Raw genomic sequence first — 21612 nt, forward strand, 5'->3', positions numbered from 1 at the left:
CGCTCCGCCACCGCGCCGACCCGGACCATCGCGCTGACCCGGCCCCGGCCGCCGGTCCCCGCCGCGGCCGTCGGGCTCGACGCCGCGTCACCATCGGCGGACTGCTGGCCGGCAGCGTCAGCGAGCAGCAGTTCGATCACACGATCCGCGACCGAGGCCGAGGCGAAGTCGTTGCGAGCCACGTCGGGCTCGCCGGCCTTGACCGCGATGACCCGGCGGACGAAGTGGTCCAGCTCGGCGCTGTACTCCTCGCCGCGCACGTAGAACCAGACCGGCGGCGTGAGCTCGGTGGTGTACTTGACGTTCCAGCCGGGTCGGTAGCCCTCCGGAGGGGTGGCCGAGTCACGCAGGTAGACCTGGCACTCCTGCCGATCCACGGTGATCCGTCCGTCGGTGCCCCACAACGTCACCTTGGTCGACATCTTGCGGTAGGACTCGTCGGACCAGTTGACCGACAACTGCGCGGAGACGCCACCGTCGTAGTGAAGCGTGGAGTAGACCTCGTCCTCGGTCTCGGCGGAGAAGACCCGGCCCAGTACCGTGCCGGAGACCCGGGTCGGGATGCCGAGATACCAGGTGAGCAGGTCGAGCGGGTGTGCGGCATAGTCGTAGAGGCAGCCGCCGCCCTCGGAACGCCGCGAACGCCAGGTGCTGCCCTTGGGCTTGAGGACGACCGGGCCGTAGGCCTCGGCGCGAGCGTGGTGGATCGTCCCGATCGCACCGAGCTCGAGCAGCCGCGCGGCCTCGGCGAAGGCCGCCACGAAACGGTTGTGATAGCCCACCTGGCCGACGAGGTTGCGCTTGGTGACGAGCTCGGACAGTTCGGCGGACTCCGCGGCAGAGAGGGTCAGCGGCTTCTCGCAGAAGACGTGCAACCCGTGCTCGAGTGCCGCCTTGACCATCGCGAAGTGGGACCTGGTCGGTGTCGCGATCACCACCGCGTCCAGCCCGGTACGGTCGAGCATCCCGGCGTAGTCGGTCTCGGGGACCAGGCCGGTGTTCGCACCGAGGACGTCGAGGACGTAGCCGTTGGAGTCGCACACCGCCTCGATACTCACCTCCGGGTGGGCACGAAGGATCGAGAGGTGCGAGAGCCCCATCTTCCCGACCCCCACCACTGCTACCCGCAGCTGTGTGGTGCTCGCCGGTGGCGGGCCCGCGTGGGCCGAGTCGTAGTCGAGGTTCGTCGTCATGTCCGCCATCTCACCCGCTGCGGCACGCGACCCCGTCCGGCACCGGGCGCATTACCCTAATTTGAGGGAACGGATGCACGCCGACGAGAGCGAAGATGCGCGAGTTCGTCGAGACGCAGCCTGTGACGATCGAGCCGGCAATAGCCACCCAGGACGATCCCGGAGACCAGGACACCCATCACCAGAGACGTCGTCCCCTGGCCGGCGATGAGGACCACCACCATCGCCGGCACCGCGACGCAGGCGACGACGGCGCACACCGTGCCGCCGATCGCGAGCAGCGCCGGCGAGACACCGAGTCCGCGCCGCACCTGATAGGCGGCCAGAGTGGTGTCGACACACATGCTGATCGCCCACACGATCGCGGCACCTTCGATACCCACGCGCGGGATAAGGATCAGGTTGCCGACGACGTTGACGACCACCACCATCGCCTTGTTGAACGCTCCCCAACCGCTACGACCGCTCATCAGCAGCAGCGACTGGACATTACCCGCCGCGACCACCACCACCGATCCCAGACAGAGCGTGATCATCGGGCCGACCCCGTCGGCGAAGTTCGGTCCCAGCCAGGAGAGAACCGTCGGAGAGAAGATCGCCAGGAGCAGATAGATCGGCGCGCCGAGGAGCAGGACCCAGCGCGCGGTCGCGGTGTAGAGCTCGGCGACCTCGGCGATCCGGTGCTCGGCCAGCATGGCGCTGAAACGTGGGGCGACCACGATGCGCAGCGCGGTCATGGCCACGACGCCGGCAGCGACGAATCGTGCCGCTGCTCCGTAGACGCCGGCGGCTACGGAACCGAGCATCACCCCCACCAAGAGCACGTCGAGCCAGATGATGGTCTGCTCCATGGCCGCCATCACGGTCCGCGGCAGCGAGTAGCCGAGGACTTCCCCTATGACGCGCGACAGCGGCCGATGATGGCCATCGGGATCGGTCTCGCCGACCCGGTCGCCGACGCCGCCCGTGCGGGCAGTGACCATCCGCCCGAGGACAGCGACGGCGAACACCACTCCGATCAGCCAGGAGAGCGACCAGACGCCGGAGACGGCCAGTGTGCCGCCACCGGCTGCGACCACGGCGACCAGGCCGACCGGCCGCAACAGCGGGACCAGCACGTTGCCGATCCCGTTGAACGCCAGGACTCCGCCGAAGGCGCGTGTCGCGGCCAGCGCGACGGTCATCAGCGCTGCCGCCGGCAGGAACAGCAGGGACAGCGTGACAGCGTCGACGACCTCGGAGTCACCGGGGCCGATCTGCGCCCACCAAATGACGAGCCAGACCACCAGCAACGGAATCGGAAGCAGCAAGGCCAGTGCGCACAGAACGCGGACCGCCCGCCGCGCCTCGGCGCGATCGGTGCGCACCAGCCGTGGAAGCAGCCACACCGCGGTGGTGTCCAAGCCGAACTTCCCCACCGCCAGGGCGATCGTGAAGACGGCGATCGCTTGGAGCACCACCCCGGCGCCATGAGCCCCGGTGAGCCGGGCGAGCAGGATGTTGAAGACGAATCCTGCCAGCGCCGATATCGCGGCACCGAGAAAGGTGACGGCTCCACCGCGTGCCGCTCGGCCGAGCTCGCCGGTCACCGGCTTCTCGGCCTGCGTGAGCGCCGTCTCAGACACCTTCTCGCGCGGGCACGGGCGTTGGCCGCTCCTCGCTGGCACTGACCCGCGCGCCCCGACGCTCGCTTCGCGTCACGGTGGGCGCCAACAGGGACCCGACGACGGTACCGCCCACGGCGGACATCGCCTCCACCAACGTGTCCATCTCCCGGCGATGGGTGTGACGGCGCTCGAGGACGAGGATCACCGACGTCGCCTGGCGAACCGCCGCCAACACCTGCGAACGTGCCGAGCCGGGCGGCAGCGCGACGATGACGGTGCCAGCGCGCTCCTCCTGGGCGGAGTCACCCAGGCTCACCGCCGACCCGTCGAACCCTGCCAGCGGCGTATCGACGGCACGCGCGCCGCACTCGTCGACGAGTGTCTCCCGGGTCTCCTCTGCCCCGTCCGGGAAGACGCCGATGACCGTGTCGTCGCTGGAGGTGGAGAGCGCAAGCGCCAGGTTCGCGGCGACGAACGGCTGGGGGCGGCGGGTCAGATCGACCACCGTGAAGGAACTGCGCCCCGAGGGTCCTAGCGCCAGGAGTTGTTCGGCAGCGAGGCGATAGGGCTCCGCATCGGATCCGTCCGCGGGAACTGCCGCGCGATCGTCGAAGAGCCGGGAGAGCAGTCGTCCGCCGTGATACTTCGACACGTCCGCGGCGGAGATGACTCGCCGGTCGAGGGCGTCGACGACGAAGGCGGCGAGAAGACCCAGGACCAGACCGAGCGCGGCGCCGATCTCCACCAGGAGCTGGGTGTGCGGCTTCACCGACAGCGCGGTGTCCGCGGCCTGGGTGATCACGTAACCGCCGGAGGTGTCGATGCTCGTCGCGCTGCTCAACTGCGCGAGCAACGAACTGATCTGAGACTGCAGGACCTGGCGTTGGCTCGACGCCGCAGCGCGCTGGGCAGTGGTGAGCCCACCTTTGTCCAACGTGGTGTTGACGGCCGTCAGCCTCTTGCTGAGCGCCGCCTTCTGCTTGTTGAGCTTGGAGACGATCCGGTCGACGCGGTCCTGAGCCCGTTGTGTCCGGTAGTTGACATAGGCCTGACCGACCGCATCGGATCCCTTGATCGCCCGGTCCATGCTGGACGCGGTGAAGGTCACCCGAGCGACCGTTGCACCGGACAGCACCGTGACCGTCATGGCATGACGGACGTCAGCGATGCTCGTGCCGCCGCCAAGGGTCTCTCCCGCCGACCGCATCACCGTGGACGAGCGAGCGAGCTGCTCCTCGGTGACCGCGTCGATCAACTCGGAGTCGGGCTTCTGGTTGTCGAAAGGCTCGACGGCGATGACATTGATGTTCACCAGGGTCGTCGCCGTGTAGCTCTTCGGTGTGACCACGGCGTAGAGGCCGGCGGCGACAGCGCCGAGTAGCGCCAGCGCGACGACCAGCACCCAGCGACGCTTGACCACTGCCCAGTAGCGGCCCAGCTCGAGCGACGGCTCTGCCTCGTATTGATCTGACACCAGAACTCCCCATGTGTGCGCCGGCAATCTCTCGGCGCTGACGTTCATCGCGTTGGTCGCGACACCTACCAAACCACGGCGCACCACCCCCACCGGCCGGGCGCAGCGGAAGCATTACCCGATTTTGAGGACTTAGCCCGTCGAACGCCGTCCTCGCGGGCGCGGGTTGGCTTTCCTGAGTGGGTGAGTCCATCTGCGAAGAGCTACCCGATGTGGCCCCTCGTGGCGTACCTCGCGCTGACCCCGGTGTGGTGGCTGCTCGGCGTGATCGACCTCGTGCTGCTGCCGCTGGGGCTGGTGATGGCGCTCTACCTCGTCGCCGGGGGTCGGGTCCGCGGGCCACGCGGGTTCGGTTTGTGGGTCCTGTTCCTGGTGTGGATGCTGGCCTCCGTCGTCATGGTCGACACTGCGAACCACATGGTCGCCTTCGTCTACCGAGCCGGCATCTACCTGGCTTCGACGGCGGTCTTCCTCTACATCTACAACCACTCCGACCAGCGCATCGGGCGAAGGGTGGCCGGTCTGCTCACCGCTACCTGGGCGTGGGTGGTGGTCGGCGGCTTCCTCGGCGCCTTGTTGCCGAACACCGTCATCCGCACGCCTGCCTTCTGGTTGTTGCGCACCTTCGCCGGCGGGCTGGCGAGCAACGACTTCATCAACCACATGGTCGTGCGGCGCCTGGCGCAGTACAACCCGGACTCCTATCTCGGCGTGGCCGCACGCCCGAGTGCGCCATTCCTGTATGCGAACAACTGGGGCAACGTCTACTCGCTGCTGTTGCCGATGGTGATCGTGTACCTGTTGATCCTCAGGCGCGGCGAGCACCGTCGAGACCGGGCACTCTTCTGGGTGCTCGGCATCCTCGTGACGGTCTCGATCGTTCCTGCCGCGTTCACGATGAACCGGGGCATGCTGATCGGCATCGGGGTCGTCGCGCTCTACCTCGCGCTGCGCCTCGCCACTCGTGGGCACATCATGGCGATGGTGGCCATCGTCGTCGTCACCCTGGCCGGGGCCGTCGTCTTCCAACACCTCGCCGGCGACCGGCTCGAGACACGGCTGGAGGGCTCCGGGACGTCGACCCGGGCCTCGCTGTACACCCAGTCGCTCGAGCTCGTGCCCCATTCACCGATCTTCGGTTACGGCGTACCACCCACGAGCCAGGACGTGGACGCGCCACCGGTCGGCACCCAAGGGCAGTTCTGGATGGTCCTGGTCTCCAACGGCCCGGTTGCCACCGTCGCCTTCGTCGGCTTCTTCCTGATGGTGTGGTGGCGCTCCCGACGACGGCGTGATGGCCTCGGCCAGGTGGCCTGCGCGGTCAGCCTGGCCGGAGTGGTCGAGCTCGGCTTCTACGGCGTCGTCCCGTACGGTCTCCCGATCATGATGGCAACCGCCGCGGTCGCACTACGCCGGCCCGACGCCAGGCCCCGGCCGATCGCCGTCGCCCCGACCCGCGCCGTTCTGCACTGGCCGGCCCGTGCCGTCGGCGCACCCGTGACCGCCGAGCATGGTGAGCCGTCAACCGTGACACATGGCCGGTCGTCGGCCCAGGCACCGAGCCAGTCGTCGACCGTCGGGTTGAACCGATGAGGACCCTGTTGGTGGCCTCGCCCGGCGGCCACCTCGACGAGCTGAGGATCATGGCCGACCTCCTTGAGGTCGACACCCACGACGCCGTGTGGGTCACCGGCCGCAACGCCCAGACCGAGTCGCTGCTCTCCGGTGAGCAGGTAATCTGGATTCCCCGGGTGGGCTCCGGGCAGATGGCCAAGGCGGCACTGGGGCTCCCGCGTGCGCTGCGGATCCAGCAGCGGGTCCGGCCGGAGCTGCTGGTGAGCACCGGCGCGCTCTTCTCCACACCTCACCTCCTGGCCGCGACCTTGCGCCGATGCGAGACGTGGTTCATCGACAGCGCGACGCGCGTGAAGGGCCCCTCATCCACCGGTCGATTCGCCCAGCACATGACGCGCGCACGGCTCTTCGTCCAGGGGGAAGGCTGGGGCGACCCCGCCTGGACGTCGGTGCCTGGGGTCTTCGACGCATTCGAGGCATCGTCGCGCGCCGCCGAGTCCGAGCCCGTGCTGGCCACGGCGGTCGTGTCCCTCGGCACGGAGTTGTGGCCCTTCGACCGGGCCATCGCCGCCGCACTCCGAGTCCTCGACGGATTCGAGGTCACCTGGCAGACCGGGACCACACGGGCGACCGGGCACGACGGCCGCCCACTGGACCAGTGGCTTCCTGCCACCGAACTGCACTCCGCCTTCGGTGCCGCCGACGTCGTCATCACCCATGCCGGTGTCGGGTCCGTGCTCGCCGTGCTCGAGCAGGGCAAGGTGCCAGTGATCCTGGCACGCCGGGCGAGAGCCGGCGAGATGGTCGACGATCACCAGGTCGAGTTCGCCTCGATGATCGAGCGGCTGGGGCTCGCGATCGTCGCTGAACCCGAGGAACTCTCTCCGACACATCTGACGGCGGCCGCGGCACTATCCGCCCACCGGCGGCCGGTGGGCACCCGCGTGCGGCCAGCAGCCCAACCGGCTCAGATCCCCTTGCCGAGGCGCTGAAGCAGCGAGACGACGGGAGCCGTCGAGATCAGCCTCAACGAGATCGCCAGCGCCAGCCATGCCTTGACCTGAGTCGGGTCGCGCCGCACCGCCCGGGCCACCCAGCCGCGTGCCTCTGCTCGTTCTCCCTGCGCAGCACGTGCGAAGGCGATCTGCGAGGCGATTCGGCCGTCTGCGCGGCGATCCTGCCGGAACCCGGGATGCTCACGCCACAGGTACTCCAGGCCATCGGCGTACGCCCCCCACTTGCCGAAGAAGTACGACGACTGCGACCACGCGACGTTGACCAGCGGCTCGTTCACCACCGGGATCGGCGCGATCCGCGAGGAGCGCAGCAGCAGGTCGTAGTCCTCCCCGTAGCTTCCCGGGAGATCCTCATCGACCAGCCCGAGGGTCTCGCGCAACGCCTCGGTGCGGAACACGAAGGTGCTCGAGTGCAGGCCGGCCATCCGATCGCGCAGCAGCGCGTCGTGCGTGACCAGGTCCATCGGCACCGCGCGGACGTGTTGCCGGGTGCCGTCGTCGAAGACGGCCGCCGTGCCGACCAGGACGGTCTCGGGATGCTGGTCGAACGCCGCAAGCTGAGCGGTCAGCTTCTGCGGGAGCCAATGATCGTCGTCGTCGAGGAACGCGACGTAATCGTGCGAGGCCGCCACGATCCCGGTGTTGCGCGCCCCGGCGAGTCCACGAGAGCGCTCGTTGGCGACGATCCGCAACGACCGGCCCGCCGGCAGGTCCACGTCCGGCGCCTGCGGAGTGCACGCGTCGAAGACGACGATGATCTCGATCTCGCCGGCATAGTCCTGGTCGACCACGCTCTGCACCGCCCGACGCATCAGCTCGGGTCGGTTATGGGTGGGCACCACCGCGGTGACCGCCGGGCTACTCACAACTGCAACCTCCATCGCAGACGACCGTTCGGCCGCCCAGGGTCCAGCCTGCCGACTCGACCGTCGTCGCGCCGGCCCGGCCCCGCAGCAGATACCCGATTGAGGGGATCACCGCCGAGACCGGTCGGGGCGATGTCGACATCTCTGCTTTGCCGAAGCTGGCGATGCCCAGGGAAGACGAGGTACCGCTCGCTGACACCGATGAACGGACGGCCCGGACGACGGCACCCGAACCTCGCGGCCGCGGTCGTGTGGTCAGCCGACGCCGTGCTCCTGGACGAACGCCACGATTCGTTCCGCCAGCTCCGGCCGGCACACGATCAGGTCGGGCAGGTAGACGTCGTCCTGGTTGTAGCGCAGCGGCGAGCCGTCCACCCGTGAGGTGAAGAGTCCGGCCGCGGAGGCGACGGCGACCGGAGCCGCAGAGTCCCACTCGAACTGGCCGCCGGCGTGCACATAGGCGTCGGTGAGGTCGCGGGCCACCGAGATCACCTTCACCCCGGCCGAGCCCATCGGGACCAGCTCGGCGTCGAGCTCGGTCGCCAACGCCTCCACGAACGCCGGCGGGCGGCTGCGGGAGACCGCGATCCGCGGCCTCGCCGAGGTCGCCGGCGGCACCACCGGAGGGTTGCCGGTATGGAAGGTCTCACCGAGTGCGGGCTGTGCCACCGCGCCGGCGATCAGCTCGCCGGTGTCGGGACCGGTCCGCTGCCACAGCGCCACATGCACCGCCCAGTCGTCCCGCGGCGGCTCGGAGAACTCCCGGGTGCCGTCGAGCGGATCGATGATCCAGACCCGGTCCTTGGCCAGTCGCTCCTTGGAGTCCTTGCCCTCCTCGGACAGCACGCCGTCCTCGGGCCGGTAGCGGGCGACCAGCTCCATCAGCAGGGTGTGCGCCGCCAGGTCGCCGGCGTCCTTGAGCTCCCTGCCCTCGAGACCCTCCTCGCGAACCTCCAGCAGACGACCGCCGGCGGCATCGGCCAGCCAGGCGGCGAGGAGGTGGTCGTCGGCGAGGACTTCTGCACTCGGTGTGCCGGGATCGAAGGTCACGGCGTCCACCTTAAGGGTTCCTCCGGCTCCAGGGATCATCCGGAATCTCTGTTCTCCGGCATCGACGGACGGCGGCGTCGAGCGCGGTCCACGGGCGGCGTACGACGAGCGCTCCGGCCGGCTCGCACGCACGGCCCGGAGCATTGGCCGGACCGCCACTCCTCGCGCAGCGCCGGCGATCGGCGACGCGGGCCTCCTCGCGCGCCCGCTGACGCCCGGTGACACCTGGTCACACCTGAGGACCGCCTGGCCGCTCGCTCTAGCGTACGTCCCGACCGGATGGTATGTTCCCGGCGTCGTATGGCCCCGATCGGGGCCTGGAGAAAGGGAAAGAGATGCGCGGCAACACGGCAAGGAGCTTGGTCGCCGGGATCGGTGCGCTCGTGCTGGCGATCGGCCTGACCGGCTGCGTGAAGAGCGATCGCGACAAGGACGGGGCCAACGGTGCGAGCGGGACCTTCGTCTACGCCACCACCGGCGACCCGGTGAGTCTGGACCCGGTCTTCACCCAGGACATGACCAGCGGCCTGGTCGACGGCCAGATCTTCGAGGGCCTCACCGGCGTCAAGTCCGGCACCGCCGACGCGGAGCCACGCCTGGCCACCGCCTGGAAGATCTCCGATGGCGGCAAGACCTACGACTTCACCCTGCGCCAGGGCGTGAAGTTCCAGGACGGCACGACGTTCGACGCGGCGGCGGTCTGCTACAACTTCAACCGGTGGTACCACCTGCCGAAGACGGCCCAGTCGGCGAACTACGCCTACTACTACAGCTACTTCTTCCATGGCTTCGCCACCGGGTCGACGGCCAGCCAGGCCATCTACTCCTCGTGCCGGGCCGACGGCAAGGACCACGCCGTCCTCACCTTCAAGAAGGCGTTCCCCGGCCTGATCCAGGTGCTCTCCATGCCGCAGTTCGTGATGGAGTCGCCGACGGCGCTGAAGAAGTACCAGCACGACGACGCCTCCAACCCCAACACCACGTCCTACTCGACCGCCCACCCGGTCGGCACCGGCCCGTTCTCCTTCGTCTCCTGGGAGCGCGGCAACCAGGTCGTCCTGCAGCGCAACCCCGACTACTGGGGCCAGAAGGCCAAGGTCAAGCGGCTGGTCATGCTCTCGATGTCCGACTCCGACGCCCGGGTCGCGGCGCTGCGCAACGGTGAGGTCAACGGCGCCGACTCGATCTCCCCGACCGAGGTCGACTCGCTGAAGGACGCCGGCTACGGCGTCGCCCAGCGCAAGCCCTTCACGCTGGCGTTCCTCGGCTTCAACCAGAAGGTCGCGCCGCTCGACGACAAGCGGGTCCGGGAGGCCATCGCGCATGCCATCGACCGTGAGGCGCTGATCAAGTCGACATTCCCCGACGGCACCGTGACCGCCAACCAGTTCCTGCCCGAGGGCATGCAGGGCTGGAACAAGAACGTCACGTCGTACGACCACGACGTGGCCCTCGCCAAGAAGCTCATCAAGCAGGCCGGCGCGACCGGGAAGACCATCGAGCTCGACTACCAGAGCGGCGGCGGCAACGCCTGCCTGCCGGCGCCCGACGACACGCTGAACCTGCTACGCACCGAGATCGAGGCGATCGGGCTCAAGGTCAAGCCGGTCGCGATCCCGCGCTCGCAGTACTCCGAGCGCATCTACGGCACCGCTCAGCACGGCCTGGAGATGAGCTGCTGGATCGGCCAGGTCAACCTGGCGGACAGCTTCATCGGGCTGGCCTTCGGCTTCCCCAGCGCCGAGTGGGGCTTCGACGACCCGAGCCTGTACAAGAAGCTCGCGGCCGCCCAGACCGTGTCCTCCGCGACCCAGCAGGAGAAGGTCTACCAGCGGCTCTCCGACGAGATCATGCAGCTCCTGCCGGGCGTGCCGCTCGCGAGCTCGCCCTCGTTCATCGGTCTGGATCCGAAGGCGCAGGGCTTCGTCGCCAGTCCCATCAGCCAGGAGATGTTCAACACCGTCTCGCTCAGCTGACCCGCCAGGGGCGGCCCGGTCCGGGCCGCCCCTGCTCGGCTGCCGCGTACCTCGGGAGTGCACGGAACATAAGCGAAAGAGTTCTCATGATCCGCTTCGTCGTACGACGCCTGCTCCAGATGGTGCCGGTGCTCCTCGGCCTCTCGCTGCTGCTGTTCCTCTGGGTGCGGGCACTGCCGGGAGACCCCGCGCGAGCCCTGCTCGGTCGCCATGCGACCCCACAGGCGGTGGCGCAGGTGCGTGCCGAGCTCGGCCTCGACACGTCGTTGCCCGAGCAGTACTACCACTACGTCACCTCGCTGCTCGGCGGCAACCTCGGCACCTCCATCCAGGACGGCCAATCCGTCCTGCACACCTTCTTCGACCGGCTGCCGGCCACCCTCTCGTTGGCGATCACGGCGCTGGCGATCGCCATCCTCATCGGCATCCCGCTGGGCTATCTGGCCGCCCGTCACCAGGGCCGGTGGCTCGACACCTTCCTCGTCTCCGGCTCGCTGGTCGGCGTGGTCACCCCGGTCTTCTTCCTGGCCATCCTGCTGCGTCTGGTCTTCGCGGACTGGCTGCACTGGCTGCCGACCGGCGGACAGCAGGATCCGCGGATCGACGCCACCCACGTCACCAACTTCTATGTGCTCGACGGCATCCTCACCGGCGAGTGGGACGCCGCCTGGAACGCGCTCGAGCACCTGATCCTGCCCGGGATCGCACTGGGCACGATGTCGATGGCCTACATCGCCCGCATCACCCGTGCCTCGGTGATCGAGGTGATGGATGAGAACTACGTCCGGACGGCACGAGCCAAGGGCCTCGCTCCCCGGGTCGTCTCGCTGCGTCACGTGCTGCGCAACGCGCTGCTTCCGGTGGTGACCACCATCGGACTGATGGCGGGGCTGTTGCTGTCCGGATCGGTGCTGACCGAGACGGTCTTCAACTTCTCCGGCATCGGGCAGTACCTCTTCCAGGCCATCTCGGCCAACGACTATCCGGTCATCGAGGGCTTCGTGCTGCTGATCGCGGTGTTCTACTGCGTGATCAACCTCCTCGTCGACCTGGCCTACGGATTCATCGACCCGAGGGTGCGCCCGTCATGACCATGCTCCCGACTCCTCCCGGAGATCCGCTCGTCCTGGACCAGGCGTCCCTCGACGCCGCAGGGCTGAGCCTGACCCGCTCGGCCTGGCGGCGGCTGCGACGCAATCCCGGCGCGATCGTCGGCGCCGTCATCGTGGCGGTCTTCCTGCTGGTCGCCCTGTGCGCGCCGCTGCTCACCTCGTACCGACCGGGGTCGGGACAGTGGGCCGACCAGATCACGCTGGACTCGGTCCCCGGGCCGGGCCACGGACACCTCCTCGGCCTCGACCGCTTCGGCTCCGATCTGTGGACGCAGATGGTGTACGGCGCCCGCAGCTCGCTCTTCCTGGGCGTGGTCTCCACGCTGATCGGCCTGACCGTGGGCATGGTGCTCGGTGCGGTCTCCGGCGGCTTCGCGGTGGTCGGCGGCCGGTTCGGCCGGCGGGTCGACAACGTGCTCATGCGCTGTGTCGACATCATGCTCTCCGTCCCGAGCCTGCTGCTGGCGATCAGCATCGCGGCCATCCTCGGGGCCAACGTCTGGGCCGTCATCCTGGCGGTGGGCGCGGCCCAGGTGCCGTTCTTCGCCCGGTTGCTGCGCGGCTCGATGTTCGCCCAGTCGGGCGAGGACTACGTGCTCGCCGCCACCGCGCTGGGTCTGCGCAAGCGCCGGATCGTGATCGGTCACGTGCTGCCCAACTCCATCGGGCCCACCATCGTGCAGGCGACGCTGGGCCTGGCCACGGCCACCATCGAGGTCGCCTCGCTCTCCTTCCTGGGCCTGGGGCAGTCCGACCCGGCGGCCGCCGAATGGGGTCGGATGCTGGTCGCCGCCCAGGACCGTTTCGACGTCGCCCCCCAGCTGGCCATCTACCCCGGCGTCGCCATCGCCGTGACCGCCCTGGGCTTCACGCTCCTCGGCGAGGCGATGCGTGAGGCACTCGACCCGAGGAGCCGTCGATGAGCGAGAAGAGCCCGCGCCGGGAGGGCGCCACCGCACCGATCCTGGAGGTCGAGTCCCTCAGCGTCGAGTTCGCCGGCCAGGGCAGGGAGTCCTCCCGGGTCGTCGACGACGTCTCCTTCGCGATCATGCCCGGCCAGCACGTCGGCCTGGTCGGCGAGTCGGGCAGCGGCAAGTCCGTCACCTCACTGGCCATCATGGGCCTGCTGCCGAGTCGGGGGACCACGATCGGCGGCTCGATCCGCTTCCAGGGCGAGGATCTGCTCCCGATGTCGCCCCGTCAGCGCAACCGCCTGGCCGGACGGGACATCGCGATGGTCTTCCAGGACCCGATGACCTCCCTCAACCCGGTGGTGACGATCGGGGTGCAGATCACCGAGGTGATCCGCCGGCACGCCAAGGCCTCACGGGCGCAGGCACGTGAGCGGGCCGCCGACCTGCTCGCGAAGGTGGGCATCCCCGACCCCCGTCGCCGGCTGCGGGAGTATCCGCACCAGCTCTCCGGCGGGCTGCGTCAGCGTGTCCTGATCGCCATCGCGCTGGCCTGCGAGCCGAAGCTGCTCATCGCCGACGAGCCGACCACCGCGCTGGACGTGACGATCCAGGCCCAGGTGCTCGAGGTGCTCGCGGAGCTGGTCGCCGAGACCGGCGCCGCGCTGCTGATGATCACCCACGACCTCGGCGTCGTCGCCGGGCTGTGCGACCAGGTCAACGTCATCTACTCGGGGCGGATCGTGGAGAAGGCCCCCCGCGACGCGCTCTTCGCCGAGCCCTCGCATCCCTACACCGGGGGCCTGCTGGAGAGCGTGCCGCGCCTGGAGGCACCGCGCGGCGTACCGCTGCGGCCCATCCCCGGGTCGCCCACCCAGGTGCTGCCGTGGGAGACGGGGTGCGCGTTCGCGCCCCGCTGCGGTCGCCGTACCGACCGATGCGTCACCGAGCCGCCCGAGCTCACCGGCCAGGCGGGCCGGGAGGTGCGCTGTTTCCATCCGTTGCGTACCGCCGCGACGGTCCCGGGCCCGGTGGAGGGAGAGCGATGAGCCTGCTCGAGGTGCACGGCCTGAAGGTCCACTACCCGCTGCGCGGTCGGAGCCTGTTCGACCGGGGCGGCACGGTCAAGGCGGTCGACGGCGTCGACCTGCGGATCGAGGAGGGGCGCACGCTCGGCCTCGTCGGCGAGTCCGGTTGCGGCAAGTCCACCCTCGGCAAGGCGATCCTGCGGCTGGCGCCGATCACCGAGGGCACCGTCGGCTTCGACGGGACCGACGTGGCCGGACTCTCCGGCGAGCCGCTGCGCACCATGCGTCGGCAGATGCAGATGGTCTTCCAGGACCCGCTGGCCAGCCTCAACCCGCGGCAGAGCGTGGCGACGCTGCTCACCGAGCCGCTGCGCGCGCACGGGATCCGCGTCGACGCCACCGCCACGGTGCGCACGCTGCTCGACCAGGTCGGCCTGCCGGCCTCGGCGGCCCGCAAGTATCCGCACGAGTTCTCCGGCGGCCAACGCCAGCGCCTCGGGATCGCACGGGCGATCGCGCTCGGCCCCCGGCTGATCGTCGCCGACGAGCCGGTCTCCGCCCTCGACGTCTCCATCCAGGCCCAGATCCTCAACCTGATGGAGCAGCTGCAGCGCGAGCAGGGCTTCAGCTATCTGGTGATCGCGCACGATCTCGCGGTGGTGCGCCACGTCTCCCACGACGTCGCCGTGATGTACCTCGGCGGGGTCGTCGAGCAGGCGGACAGCGACACGCTGTGCCGCGAGCCGCTGCATCCGTACACCCGGGCGCTGATGTCCGCGGTGCCGATCCCCGATCCGGTGATCGAGCGCGGCCGCGAGCGGATCGTGCTGCAGGGCGACCCGCCCTCGCCGGTGGCTCCCCCGGCGGGCTGCCGCTTCCACACCCGCTGTCCGCTGCGGCAGGAGACCCGCTGCCACGACGAGCGGCCCACGCTGCGCGACCTCGGCGGCGGCCATCTGGTCGCCTGCCACTGGGTGGAGAGGTTCGTCGCCGGCCCGTACGCCGCCGGCTCGCTGCCGGTGCTGCCCACCCCGTCGGCCACCGCCGCACCCGTCCCCCGACCGGAGGAGAACCGCTCATGACCGCCACCCCGGCGCCGGATCGAGAAGAGCTGACCGAGGAGGACTACGCCTACGCGGCGCAGACCTGGCCCAGTGCACTGCTCAACCGGGTCACCAACGCCCTGATCATCCCGACCTGGCTGCCGGGTGAGGACCGGTTCTGGTTCCGCCACGAGATCGCCGGCGGGCACGAGTTCGTCCAGGTCGACGCGGCCACCGGCGAGCGTCGGCCCGCCTTCGACCACGCCCTGGTCGCCCGGGCGGTGGGAGCGGAGGCATCGGCGCTCCCGGTCGAGGGCCTCGAGTACGACGGCGACGCGCTGATCCTGTGCCTGACCGGCCGGGCAGGCGCCGTCCGGATCGAGGCCGACGGCGCCCGGTCCGACCTGCCGGCTCCCGAGACCAATCTCATCCACGGCCCCGGCGGTCGGGTGGCGTTCGTCCGCGACCACGATCTGTGGGTGCGCATCGACGGCCGGGAGCGGCGGCTGACGACCGACGGCGAGGAGCACCACGGGTGGGCCGAGGCGCCCGACAACGACTACGACCGGGTGGGGCGGATCGGCCGCGACGACGCCGGCCTGCCGCAGGCGATGATGGGCTGCTTCTGGTCCCCCGACGGCGACCGGCTGTTCGTGGCGCGCGTCGACGAGCGCTCGATCCCGCCGTACCCCTACCTGGAGAGCATCCGTCCCGACGGCGACCCGGTGCCGCGGGTGCACCACATCCGGCGCAAGCTCTTCGGCGATCCGGAGGAGACCCGCTGGGAGTGGTACGTGCTGGACGTCGCCACCGGCGCGCAGACCCCGGTCGAGGAACTGCCGGACGGACTCCAGATCCAGCCCTACCACTGCTGGTGGACACCGCGCGGCACCGTCGTCGGCCTGGTCGGCACCTTCGCCCAGGACGCCGCCGGCGTGGTCGAGATCGACCCGGCCACCGGCGCGGCACGGATCGTGCACCTCGAGCACGACCACATGTATCGGCTCAACAACATCTGGTTCAACGACGACAACGTCCGCTACCTCGCCGATCGGCACGAGCTGATCTGGTTCTCCCCGTCCGATGGCTGGCCGCACCTGTGGGTGGTGGACATCGCCCGCGGGTCGGTGCGACAGCTGACCTCGGGGGAATGGGTGGTCCAGGACCTCCTCCACGTCACCGACCGGCACGCCTTCTTCACCACCGGCGGCGTGGTACCCGGGCGCAACCCCTACCACCGCTCGCTCTACCGGGTCGATCTGGACGGCGAGGCCAACGCCGGCCTGGTCTGCCTCACGCCCGAGGACGCCGATCACGCCTTCCCCGCGCTCCCGCAGGGCACCGTACGCCGGGAGTGGGGCGTGCAGCCCTTCGAGCTGCGCACCTGCATCGCGCCCTCGGGCCGGTACGTCGTGGACAACGTCTCGCGGGTCGACCTGCCCACGGTCACGCTGCTGCGCGACGTCGAGGCGGGGACGGCCACCGAGCTCGCTCGCGCGGACGTCAGCGGGCTGCTCGAGCTCGGCTGGCGCTTCCCCGAGCAGTTCCGCACCACCGCCGCCGACGGTGTCACCGAGATGTGGGGCGTCATCGTGAAGCCGCGACGCTTCGACGAGGCGGTCGGCTGGCCGGTGATCGAGCGGATCTACGGCGGACATCAGGTGCTCACCCAGCCCCGCAGCTTCCTCGAAGGGATCTCGGGGTCCTTCATGTTCGGCGTGCATGCGATGGCCGACCTCGGCTTCGTCGTCGTGGTGATGGACGGCCCCGGCACCCCGGTCCGGTCGCGGGCGTTCCGCGACCTGACCTGGGACCAGGACGACCGCTTCGGGATCGCGGACCACCGGGCGGCCATCGAGAGGCTCGGCCGCGACCGGCCCTGGATGGATCTGCGCCGGGTGGGCGTCAACGGTCACTCCTCGGGCGGCTACGCCACGCTGATGTGCCTGCTGCGCGAGCCGGACTTCTACCGGGTCGGGGTGGTCAGCTCGCCCGCGCTCGGCGCCGACGGCAGTCAGGCCTGGATCACCGAGGCGCACTTCGGCCGTCCCGACTTCGGCGACGGGCGCCGCGCGCGGACGACCCCGAGCGAGCGGACCCCGAGTCACCTCCGCTGGGACCCCGCGACCTACGTCGACCGTCTCGACGGCGACCTGCTGATCATCGGGGGCGATGTCGACGAGGAGTGCGAGCCGGCGCTCCTCGTCCAGTTCCTCGGCCGTCTGGTGGCCGCCGGCAAGACCTTCGACCTGCAGATCATGCCGGGCGAGTCGCACTACTACACCACCCAGCCCTACTACCAGAAGCGGCTCTGGGACTACTTCGTCGAGCACGTCCAGGGGCGGGTGCCGCTGCGACACCACCGTCTCGAGGTCGAGACCGGGCAGCGTCTCTGGGAGACCTGAGCCCGCGCGGCATCCGGCCGGGCTCGCCCGCCCTGGGCTCCTCGGCGTGGACTCGCCGGCCCGGGCCTGGACTCCGGCTAGTAGGCGCCGGAGTGACTCAGCACGGCGCGCACGGTCCGCGCCAGGATCGAGGCGTCCAGGGCCAGCGACCAGTTGTCGACGTACTCCAGGTCGAGCCGGACCGACTCCTCCCAGGAGAGGTCGGAGCGGCCGGAGACCTGCCAGAGTCCGGTCAGGCCGGGCTGGACCACCATCCGACGGCGCGGGTCCTCGTCGTACTGCTCGACCTCGCTCAGCAGGGCCGGCCGCGGCCCGATCAGCGCCATCTCGCCACGGACCACGTTGATCAGCTGGGGCAGCTCGTCGAGCGAGTAGCGCCGCAGGAGCGCTCCCACCCGGGTGATCCGGGGATCGGCCGTCATCTTGAACAGCACGTGCCCCTCGCGCTCGCCCAGCTCGGCCAGACGCTGTTCGGCGTCCTGGCACATGGTGCGGAACTTGATCATCTCGAACGGCGCCCCGGCCCTGCCGGCGCGCTGCTGCCGGAAGAAGACCGGGCCGGTGGAATCGAGCCGGACGGCGAGCGCGACGACCGCCAGCACCGGCGCGAGCAGCAGGAGCAGCACCGCGGCGAAGCTGCGCTCCCACAGCGGCTTGAGCATGGCGAGGGCGCCGCGACGGCGGGCATGGCGAACATGCAGCGTGGCGAGCGAGCCGAACTTCGTCGGCACCGTACGGGACTCGGCGACATCGGCCAGCCGGGGGCTGACCAGCATCGGCAGCCGGCGCGACTCGGCGACCCAGGCCACCCGCTGCACGGCGCGGCCGGCCAGGTCGGCACCGGGGACCACCAGCAACGCGTCCGGCCGGGCCAACTCGACGGCCTTGGGGAGCAGCTCCGGGGAGGTGCCACCCACGCAGGCCAGCGTGCCGCGGCTGGCGTTGATGGCGGCGCTCATCGACTCCTCCCGGTCGGCCTCGCCGGAGACGACGAGCACCCGCAACGGCGTGCTCGGCACGGCGCGCACGGCGATCCGGACGGCCAACGCGGCGAGCACGGCCAGGCCGGTCAGGAGCACCAGCCGATCGGCGGGCACCGGCAGCCCGATCAGGGCGTCCCCGATCCAGCAGCCGAGCCCGGCCAGCGCGGCGGCGTGGAGCAACCCGCGCACGCCGACGGAACGGCGCAGCAGTCGCGGCGCGGTCACAGCGGTCAGAACGCCCCACACCACGGCCGCGACCAGCGCCGTGGCGAGGGACAGGCCCAGCACGCCGACCGCCATCGCGACCAGCAGGAGCGCATCGATCCCGGCGATCAGCACGCGCACCGAACCGCGCAGGCGGCGACGGATGATCCGGACCGGGCGGTCGAACTCGACCTGCTCCAGTGTCCTGGTCAGTTCCGAAACAGTGCCTGCCATCGCGGTCTGATTGCCTTCCCCCGCGTCATCCCCGATGGATGACGACCCTGCAATGTTGGAGGCGTCGGCGGTCTCTCACAGACCGAACCAGGCCGATATGCCGCATATAGGGGACAGCCCCGCGACCGGCCGGTGACGACCGGGCGAAGAGTGGGTGACCGGGCCCATGCGCGGGCCCCTCCGGTCCGGGCCGGACCCGGGGAGACCGAAGCCCCCGTCCGCACCGGGAGGTGCGGACGGGGGCGGGTCGCGCCGGGCCCTGCTGGACCGGCGGGCTGGACCGAACGGGTCAGCCGGTCGGTCAGCCGGTCGGAGCCTTCCAGCCCACCCGGTGGGCGAGACCGACCGCGGCGATCTGCGAGGAGACCTCGAGCTTGGCCAGGATCGACTTCACCTGGGTGCGCACCGTCGCCTCCGAGACCACCCCGAGCACGGCGATCTCGCTGACCGTCTCACCGCGCATCAGATGTCCGAGCACCTCGGCCTCACGGTTGGTCAGTCGGTCGAGCCGGGCGCGCAGGTCGAGCATCTCGCCACGACGCTGGTGCCAGATCTTGAGCAGTCGCTCCCGGTCGGCCACGTCCAGGACGCTCTGGCCCTGGTGCAGCCGGCGGACGGTGCCGAGGATCTCACCCAGCGGGTGCGACTTCGGCAGCACGGTGCGGGCGCCGAGTCGCAGCGCCTGCCCCCAGCGGGCCTCGTCGACCGCACCGGTGACCACCACCACGTCGACCCCGGCCCGGGCCAGCGGCTCGACCAGTCGGGCGCCGTCGCCGAACCGACCCAGGTCGAAGTCGAGCAGCACGATCTTGGGTCGCTGCCGCAGCACCGAGGCCATCATCGCCGGCACCGAGGTCTGCTCGGCGGGCAGCAGGATCCGGCGGACGTCGTACCCCTCCAGCGAGAGCGCCAGCTCCAGCGACTCCGCGAACAGGACGTGGTCCTCCACGATCGCCACCCGCAGCTGGCTGCGTGCCGTCATGGTCGCGGTGCTCATGACGCCGCCGGCAGGCCCACCGCGAAGGTGATGCCGACCGCCTCATCGGGAGTCGAGTCGTAGCGCTCGGAGCGACCCGCCGGATCGGCGAGATCGCGCTCGGACCGAGCCGGTTCGCTCAGCCTCAGGTAGCCACCCTGCTTCGCCGCCAGGGACTGGGCGATGTGCAGCCCGATCCCCTGACCCGGCGAGCCGGCCGAGCGAGCCCCCCATTCGAAGAGCCGCTCCCGGACCTCCGGCGCGATCCCCGGGCCGGAGTTGGTCACCAGGATCTCGACCGAGTCCGCGTCCTGGCGGACCGCGACCGAGGCGCTGGCGTCACCGTGCCTGGCCGCGTTGTCGAAGAGGATGTTGAGCACCTCGGTGATCTCGTCGGCGTCACCGCGCACGTGGGTCCCCGACGGGCTCCAGGTGACGGTGGTGCCTCGCGCACCGTGGATGGTCGCGAGCGCGGCCAGGGTCTCGTCCAGGCTGATGGACGTCACCGGCCGCGGCTGCGGCGCGGCGGCGATCCGCTCGGCGGCCGACGGCTGGCTCGCCGCTCCCGTCCGGTCCCGACCGGCCGGGTCGCGGCGCGCCCCGAGCAGTCGCTGCAGCCGGCAGACCTCGGCATAGATGAGGTCCTCCATCTGCTGTCGCCGCTCGGGCGTCATCAGATCGGCGTCGCGCAGCAGCTCGGTGGCCGAGCGGATGCCGGCCATCGTCGACTCCACCTCGTGCATCCGTGCCCGGTGCAGTCGCTGGTCGCTCTCCACCTGCTCCAGCTCCTCGAGCAGGTTGCTGGTGCGCTGGACGTTGACGGCGAGCGCGTGCCGCAGCATCACCACGCCGGCGGAGACCAGGCAGACCGCCGCGAGCCCGGTGCACAGCAACGCGACCACGATCATGCCCGGATGCCTCAGCCCCGGGTCGAGGCAGATCACGGTGCGCCCGGTGCACAGCCACAGCACCGCGGCGGCCAACCGGACGGCGACCCAGCGCGGCAGCCGCGTCTCGTTGCGGACCATCCAGATCAGGCCCGCCGACAGGCTCACGCCGAACACCGAGATCAGCACCCGGCCGCCGAAGGCGGTGGTGAGGTCGGGCAGCGTCGCCACGAACGCGGTACGCAGCAGGCCGATGCCGGCGCCGAGCGCGACACCGGTGGCGACCGGGCTCAGCCGGAACGGGCCGCGCTGGTCGCAGACCCGGCACAACACGAGCGCGCCGAGCATGACCACATCGGCCACGGCCATCCAGCCGACCTGGTCGGTGGTGCGCACCCGGTCGGTGAACTCGAGCGCCGCGAAGCTCACGGCCTGCACGGCGACAAGAGAGAGGCCGGCAACGATCCAGCCAGGGGACGTGGCGGCCGCAAGCCGCCACGACGTGTACACACATACTGCAGCGACGACGGCGGCTGGCGCATAGGTCAGTCCGTCTGCCGTGGCTGCGGCAGTCAACAGGTTCCCGTTGTCCCGCAGCAGCCCCATGGACAGGGGTGCCGACATGGCCACCAGGAACACGAGCATGGAACCCCTCCAGGTCCAACGCCCGCGCATCGTTAGTTCAGTTGTCATTGTGCTCCCAGGACGAGCAGACCAAGGGCAAGCGCTGATTTCCCGTAGGGCCGCCGAAACGGCCCGATCCCCCACAGCCCGGCTTGGGGCCGGCCCCTGGTCTTCATTGTGTGGTTGTACTTACGCGAGAACGTAGGGCCTACTGTAGGGCAGTACCGAATGATGGGGAGTGAATACCGGGATTTGAGGATGAGCTGTGGACAACAGCGCGCGCATCCCCACCCCTGTTACCGCGATGTGGCCCACTCCGCCGATATCCGGCCTGCCTCCGCGCCGCCTCCCCAGGATAGGTGAACTCATCATCGGCTGTGTCTGGCGCCGCGGCGCCGGCGTCGGCCGGCGTCGGCCGGCGTCGGCCGGCGTCGGCCGGCGTCGGCCG

Annotated in this window: 16 protein-coding genes; 8 read left to right on the top strand and 8 right to left on the bottom strand. The window is 70.2% G+C overall.

The window, feature by feature from the left end:
• The 3 genes from QM638_RS09450 to QM638_RS09460 form a co-directional block, all read right to left on the bottom strand.
• On the bottom strand, positions 1-1193 hold a 1193-nt coding region (locus QM638_RS09450; RefSeq protein ID WP_415141715.1), incomplete at its 3' end, for a Gfo/Idh/MocA family protein.
• A gap of 56 nt (positions 1194-1249) precedes the next feature.
• Positions 1250-2818, bottom strand: a complete 1569-nt coding sequence (locus QM638_RS09455) for a polysaccharide biosynthesis C-terminal domain-containing protein (protein WP_415141716.1) — start codon at positions 2816-2818, stop codon at positions 1250-1252.
• Positions 2811-4274, bottom strand: a complete 1464-nt coding sequence (locus QM638_RS09460; protein ID WP_415141717.1) for a Wzz/FepE/Etk N-terminal domain-containing protein — start codon at positions 4272-4274, stop codon at positions 2811-2813. Before QM638_RS09460 ends, QM638_RS09455 begins: the two co-directional genes overlap by 8 nt.
• A gap of 183 nt (positions 4275-4457) precedes the next feature.
• On the opposite strand from QM638_RS09460, the gene QM638_RS09465 reads away from it, so the two are divergent.
• Positions 4458-5867 (top strand): O-antigen ligase family protein, encoded by a 1410-nt coding sequence (locus QM638_RS09465; RefSeq protein ID WP_415141718.1) that lies wholly within the window; start codon positions 4458-4460, stop codon positions 5865-5867.
• Positions 5864-6841 (top strand): glycosyltransferase, encoded by a 978-nt coding sequence (locus QM638_RS09470; RefSeq protein ID WP_415141719.1) that lies wholly within the window; start codon positions 5864-5866, stop codon positions 6839-6841. Before QM638_RS09465 ends, QM638_RS09470 begins: the two co-directional genes overlap by 4 nt.
• Here QM638_RS09470 and QM638_RS09475 read toward each other — a convergent pair.
• Together QM638_RS09475 and QM638_RS09480 are read right to left on the bottom strand one after the other, a co-directional pair.
• Complete coding sequence (locus tag QM638_RS09475) at positions 6817-7731, bottom strand: glycosyltransferase family 2 protein (RefSeq protein WP_415141720.1); 915 nt, start codon at positions 7729-7731, stop codon at positions 6817-6819. The genes QM638_RS09470 and QM638_RS09475 overlap by 25 nt on opposite strands.
• A 255-nt stretch (positions 7732-7986) precedes the next feature.
• A complete protein-coding gene (locus QM638_RS09480) occupies positions 7987-8781 on the bottom strand; it encodes a 3'(2'),5'-bisphosphate nucleotidase CysQ (RefSeq protein ID WP_415141721.1) in 795 nt (264 codons plus the stop codon).
• Between the two features lie 335 nt (positions 8782-9116).
• Here QM638_RS09480 and QM638_RS09485 point away from each other — a divergent pair, with 335 nt between their 5' ends.
• From QM638_RS09485 to QM638_RS09510, 6 genes are all read left to right on the top strand, one after another.
• Positions 9117-10757, top strand: a complete 1641-nt coding sequence (locus tag QM638_RS09485) for an ABC transporter substrate-binding protein (RefSeq protein ID WP_415141722.1) — start codon at positions 9117-9119, stop codon at positions 10755-10757.
• A gap of 86 nt (positions 10758-10843) precedes the next feature.
• On the top strand, positions 10844-11848 hold the full coding sequence (locus QM638_RS09490) for an ABC transporter permease (RefSeq protein WP_415141723.1): 1005 nt from the start codon (positions 10844-10846) through the stop codon (positions 11846-11848).
• The gene (locus QM638_RS09495; RefSeq protein ID WP_415141724.1) at positions 11845-12792 is read left to right on the top strand and encodes an ABC transporter permease; all 948 of its coding nucleotides are present in this window, start codon (positions 11845-11847) and stop codon (positions 12790-12792) included. The genes QM638_RS09490 and QM638_RS09495 overlap by 4 nt, the downstream gene beginning before the upstream one ends.
• Positions 12789-13829, top strand: coding sequence for an ABC transporter ATP-binding protein (locus QM638_RS09500; RefSeq protein ID WP_415141725.1), 1041 nt, complete (start codon positions 12789-12791; stop codon positions 13827-13829). Before QM638_RS09495 ends, QM638_RS09500 begins: the two co-directional genes overlap by 4 nt.
• A complete protein-coding gene (locus QM638_RS09505) occupies positions 13826-14890 on the top strand; it encodes an ABC transporter ATP-binding protein (RefSeq protein ID WP_415141726.1) in 1065 nt (354 codons plus the stop codon). The genes QM638_RS09500 and QM638_RS09505 overlap by 4 nt, the downstream gene beginning before the upstream one ends.
• Complete coding sequence (locus tag QM638_RS09510; RefSeq protein ID WP_415141727.1) at positions 14887-17256, top strand: DPP IV N-terminal domain-containing protein; 2370 nt, start codon at positions 14887-14889, stop codon at positions 17254-17256. The genes QM638_RS09505 and QM638_RS09510 overlap by 4 nt, the downstream gene beginning before the upstream one ends.
• Before the next feature lie 77 nt (positions 17257-17333).
• On the opposite strand, the gene QM638_RS09515 is transcribed toward QM638_RS09510, so the two are convergent.
• The 3 genes from QM638_RS09515 to QM638_RS09525 all read right to left on the bottom strand — a co-directional run bounded on the left by QM638_RS09515 (position 17334) and on the right by QM638_RS09525 (position 20978).
• A complete protein-coding gene (locus QM638_RS09515; RefSeq protein WP_415141728.1) occupies positions 17334-18677 on the bottom strand; it encodes an exopolysaccharide biosynthesis polyprenyl glycosylphosphotransferase in 1344 nt (447 codons plus the stop codon).
• 301 nt (positions 18678-18978) lie between these two features.
• Positions 18979-19674, bottom strand: a complete 696-nt coding sequence (locus QM638_RS09520) for a response regulator (protein ID WP_415141729.1) — start codon at positions 19672-19674, stop codon at positions 18979-18981.
• Entirely contained in the window at positions 19671-20978 is a 1308-nt protein-coding gene (locus QM638_RS09525) for a sensor histidine kinase (RefSeq protein WP_415141730.1), read from the bottom strand. The genes QM638_RS09520 and QM638_RS09525 overlap by 4 nt, the downstream gene beginning before the upstream one ends.
• Between the last annotated feature and the right edge of the window lie 634 nt (positions 20979-21612).

It is taken from the genome of Nocardioides sp., assembly GCF_047606145.1.
GTDB lineage: Bacteria > Actinomycetota > Actinomycetes > Propionibacteriales > Nocardioidaceae > Nocardioides.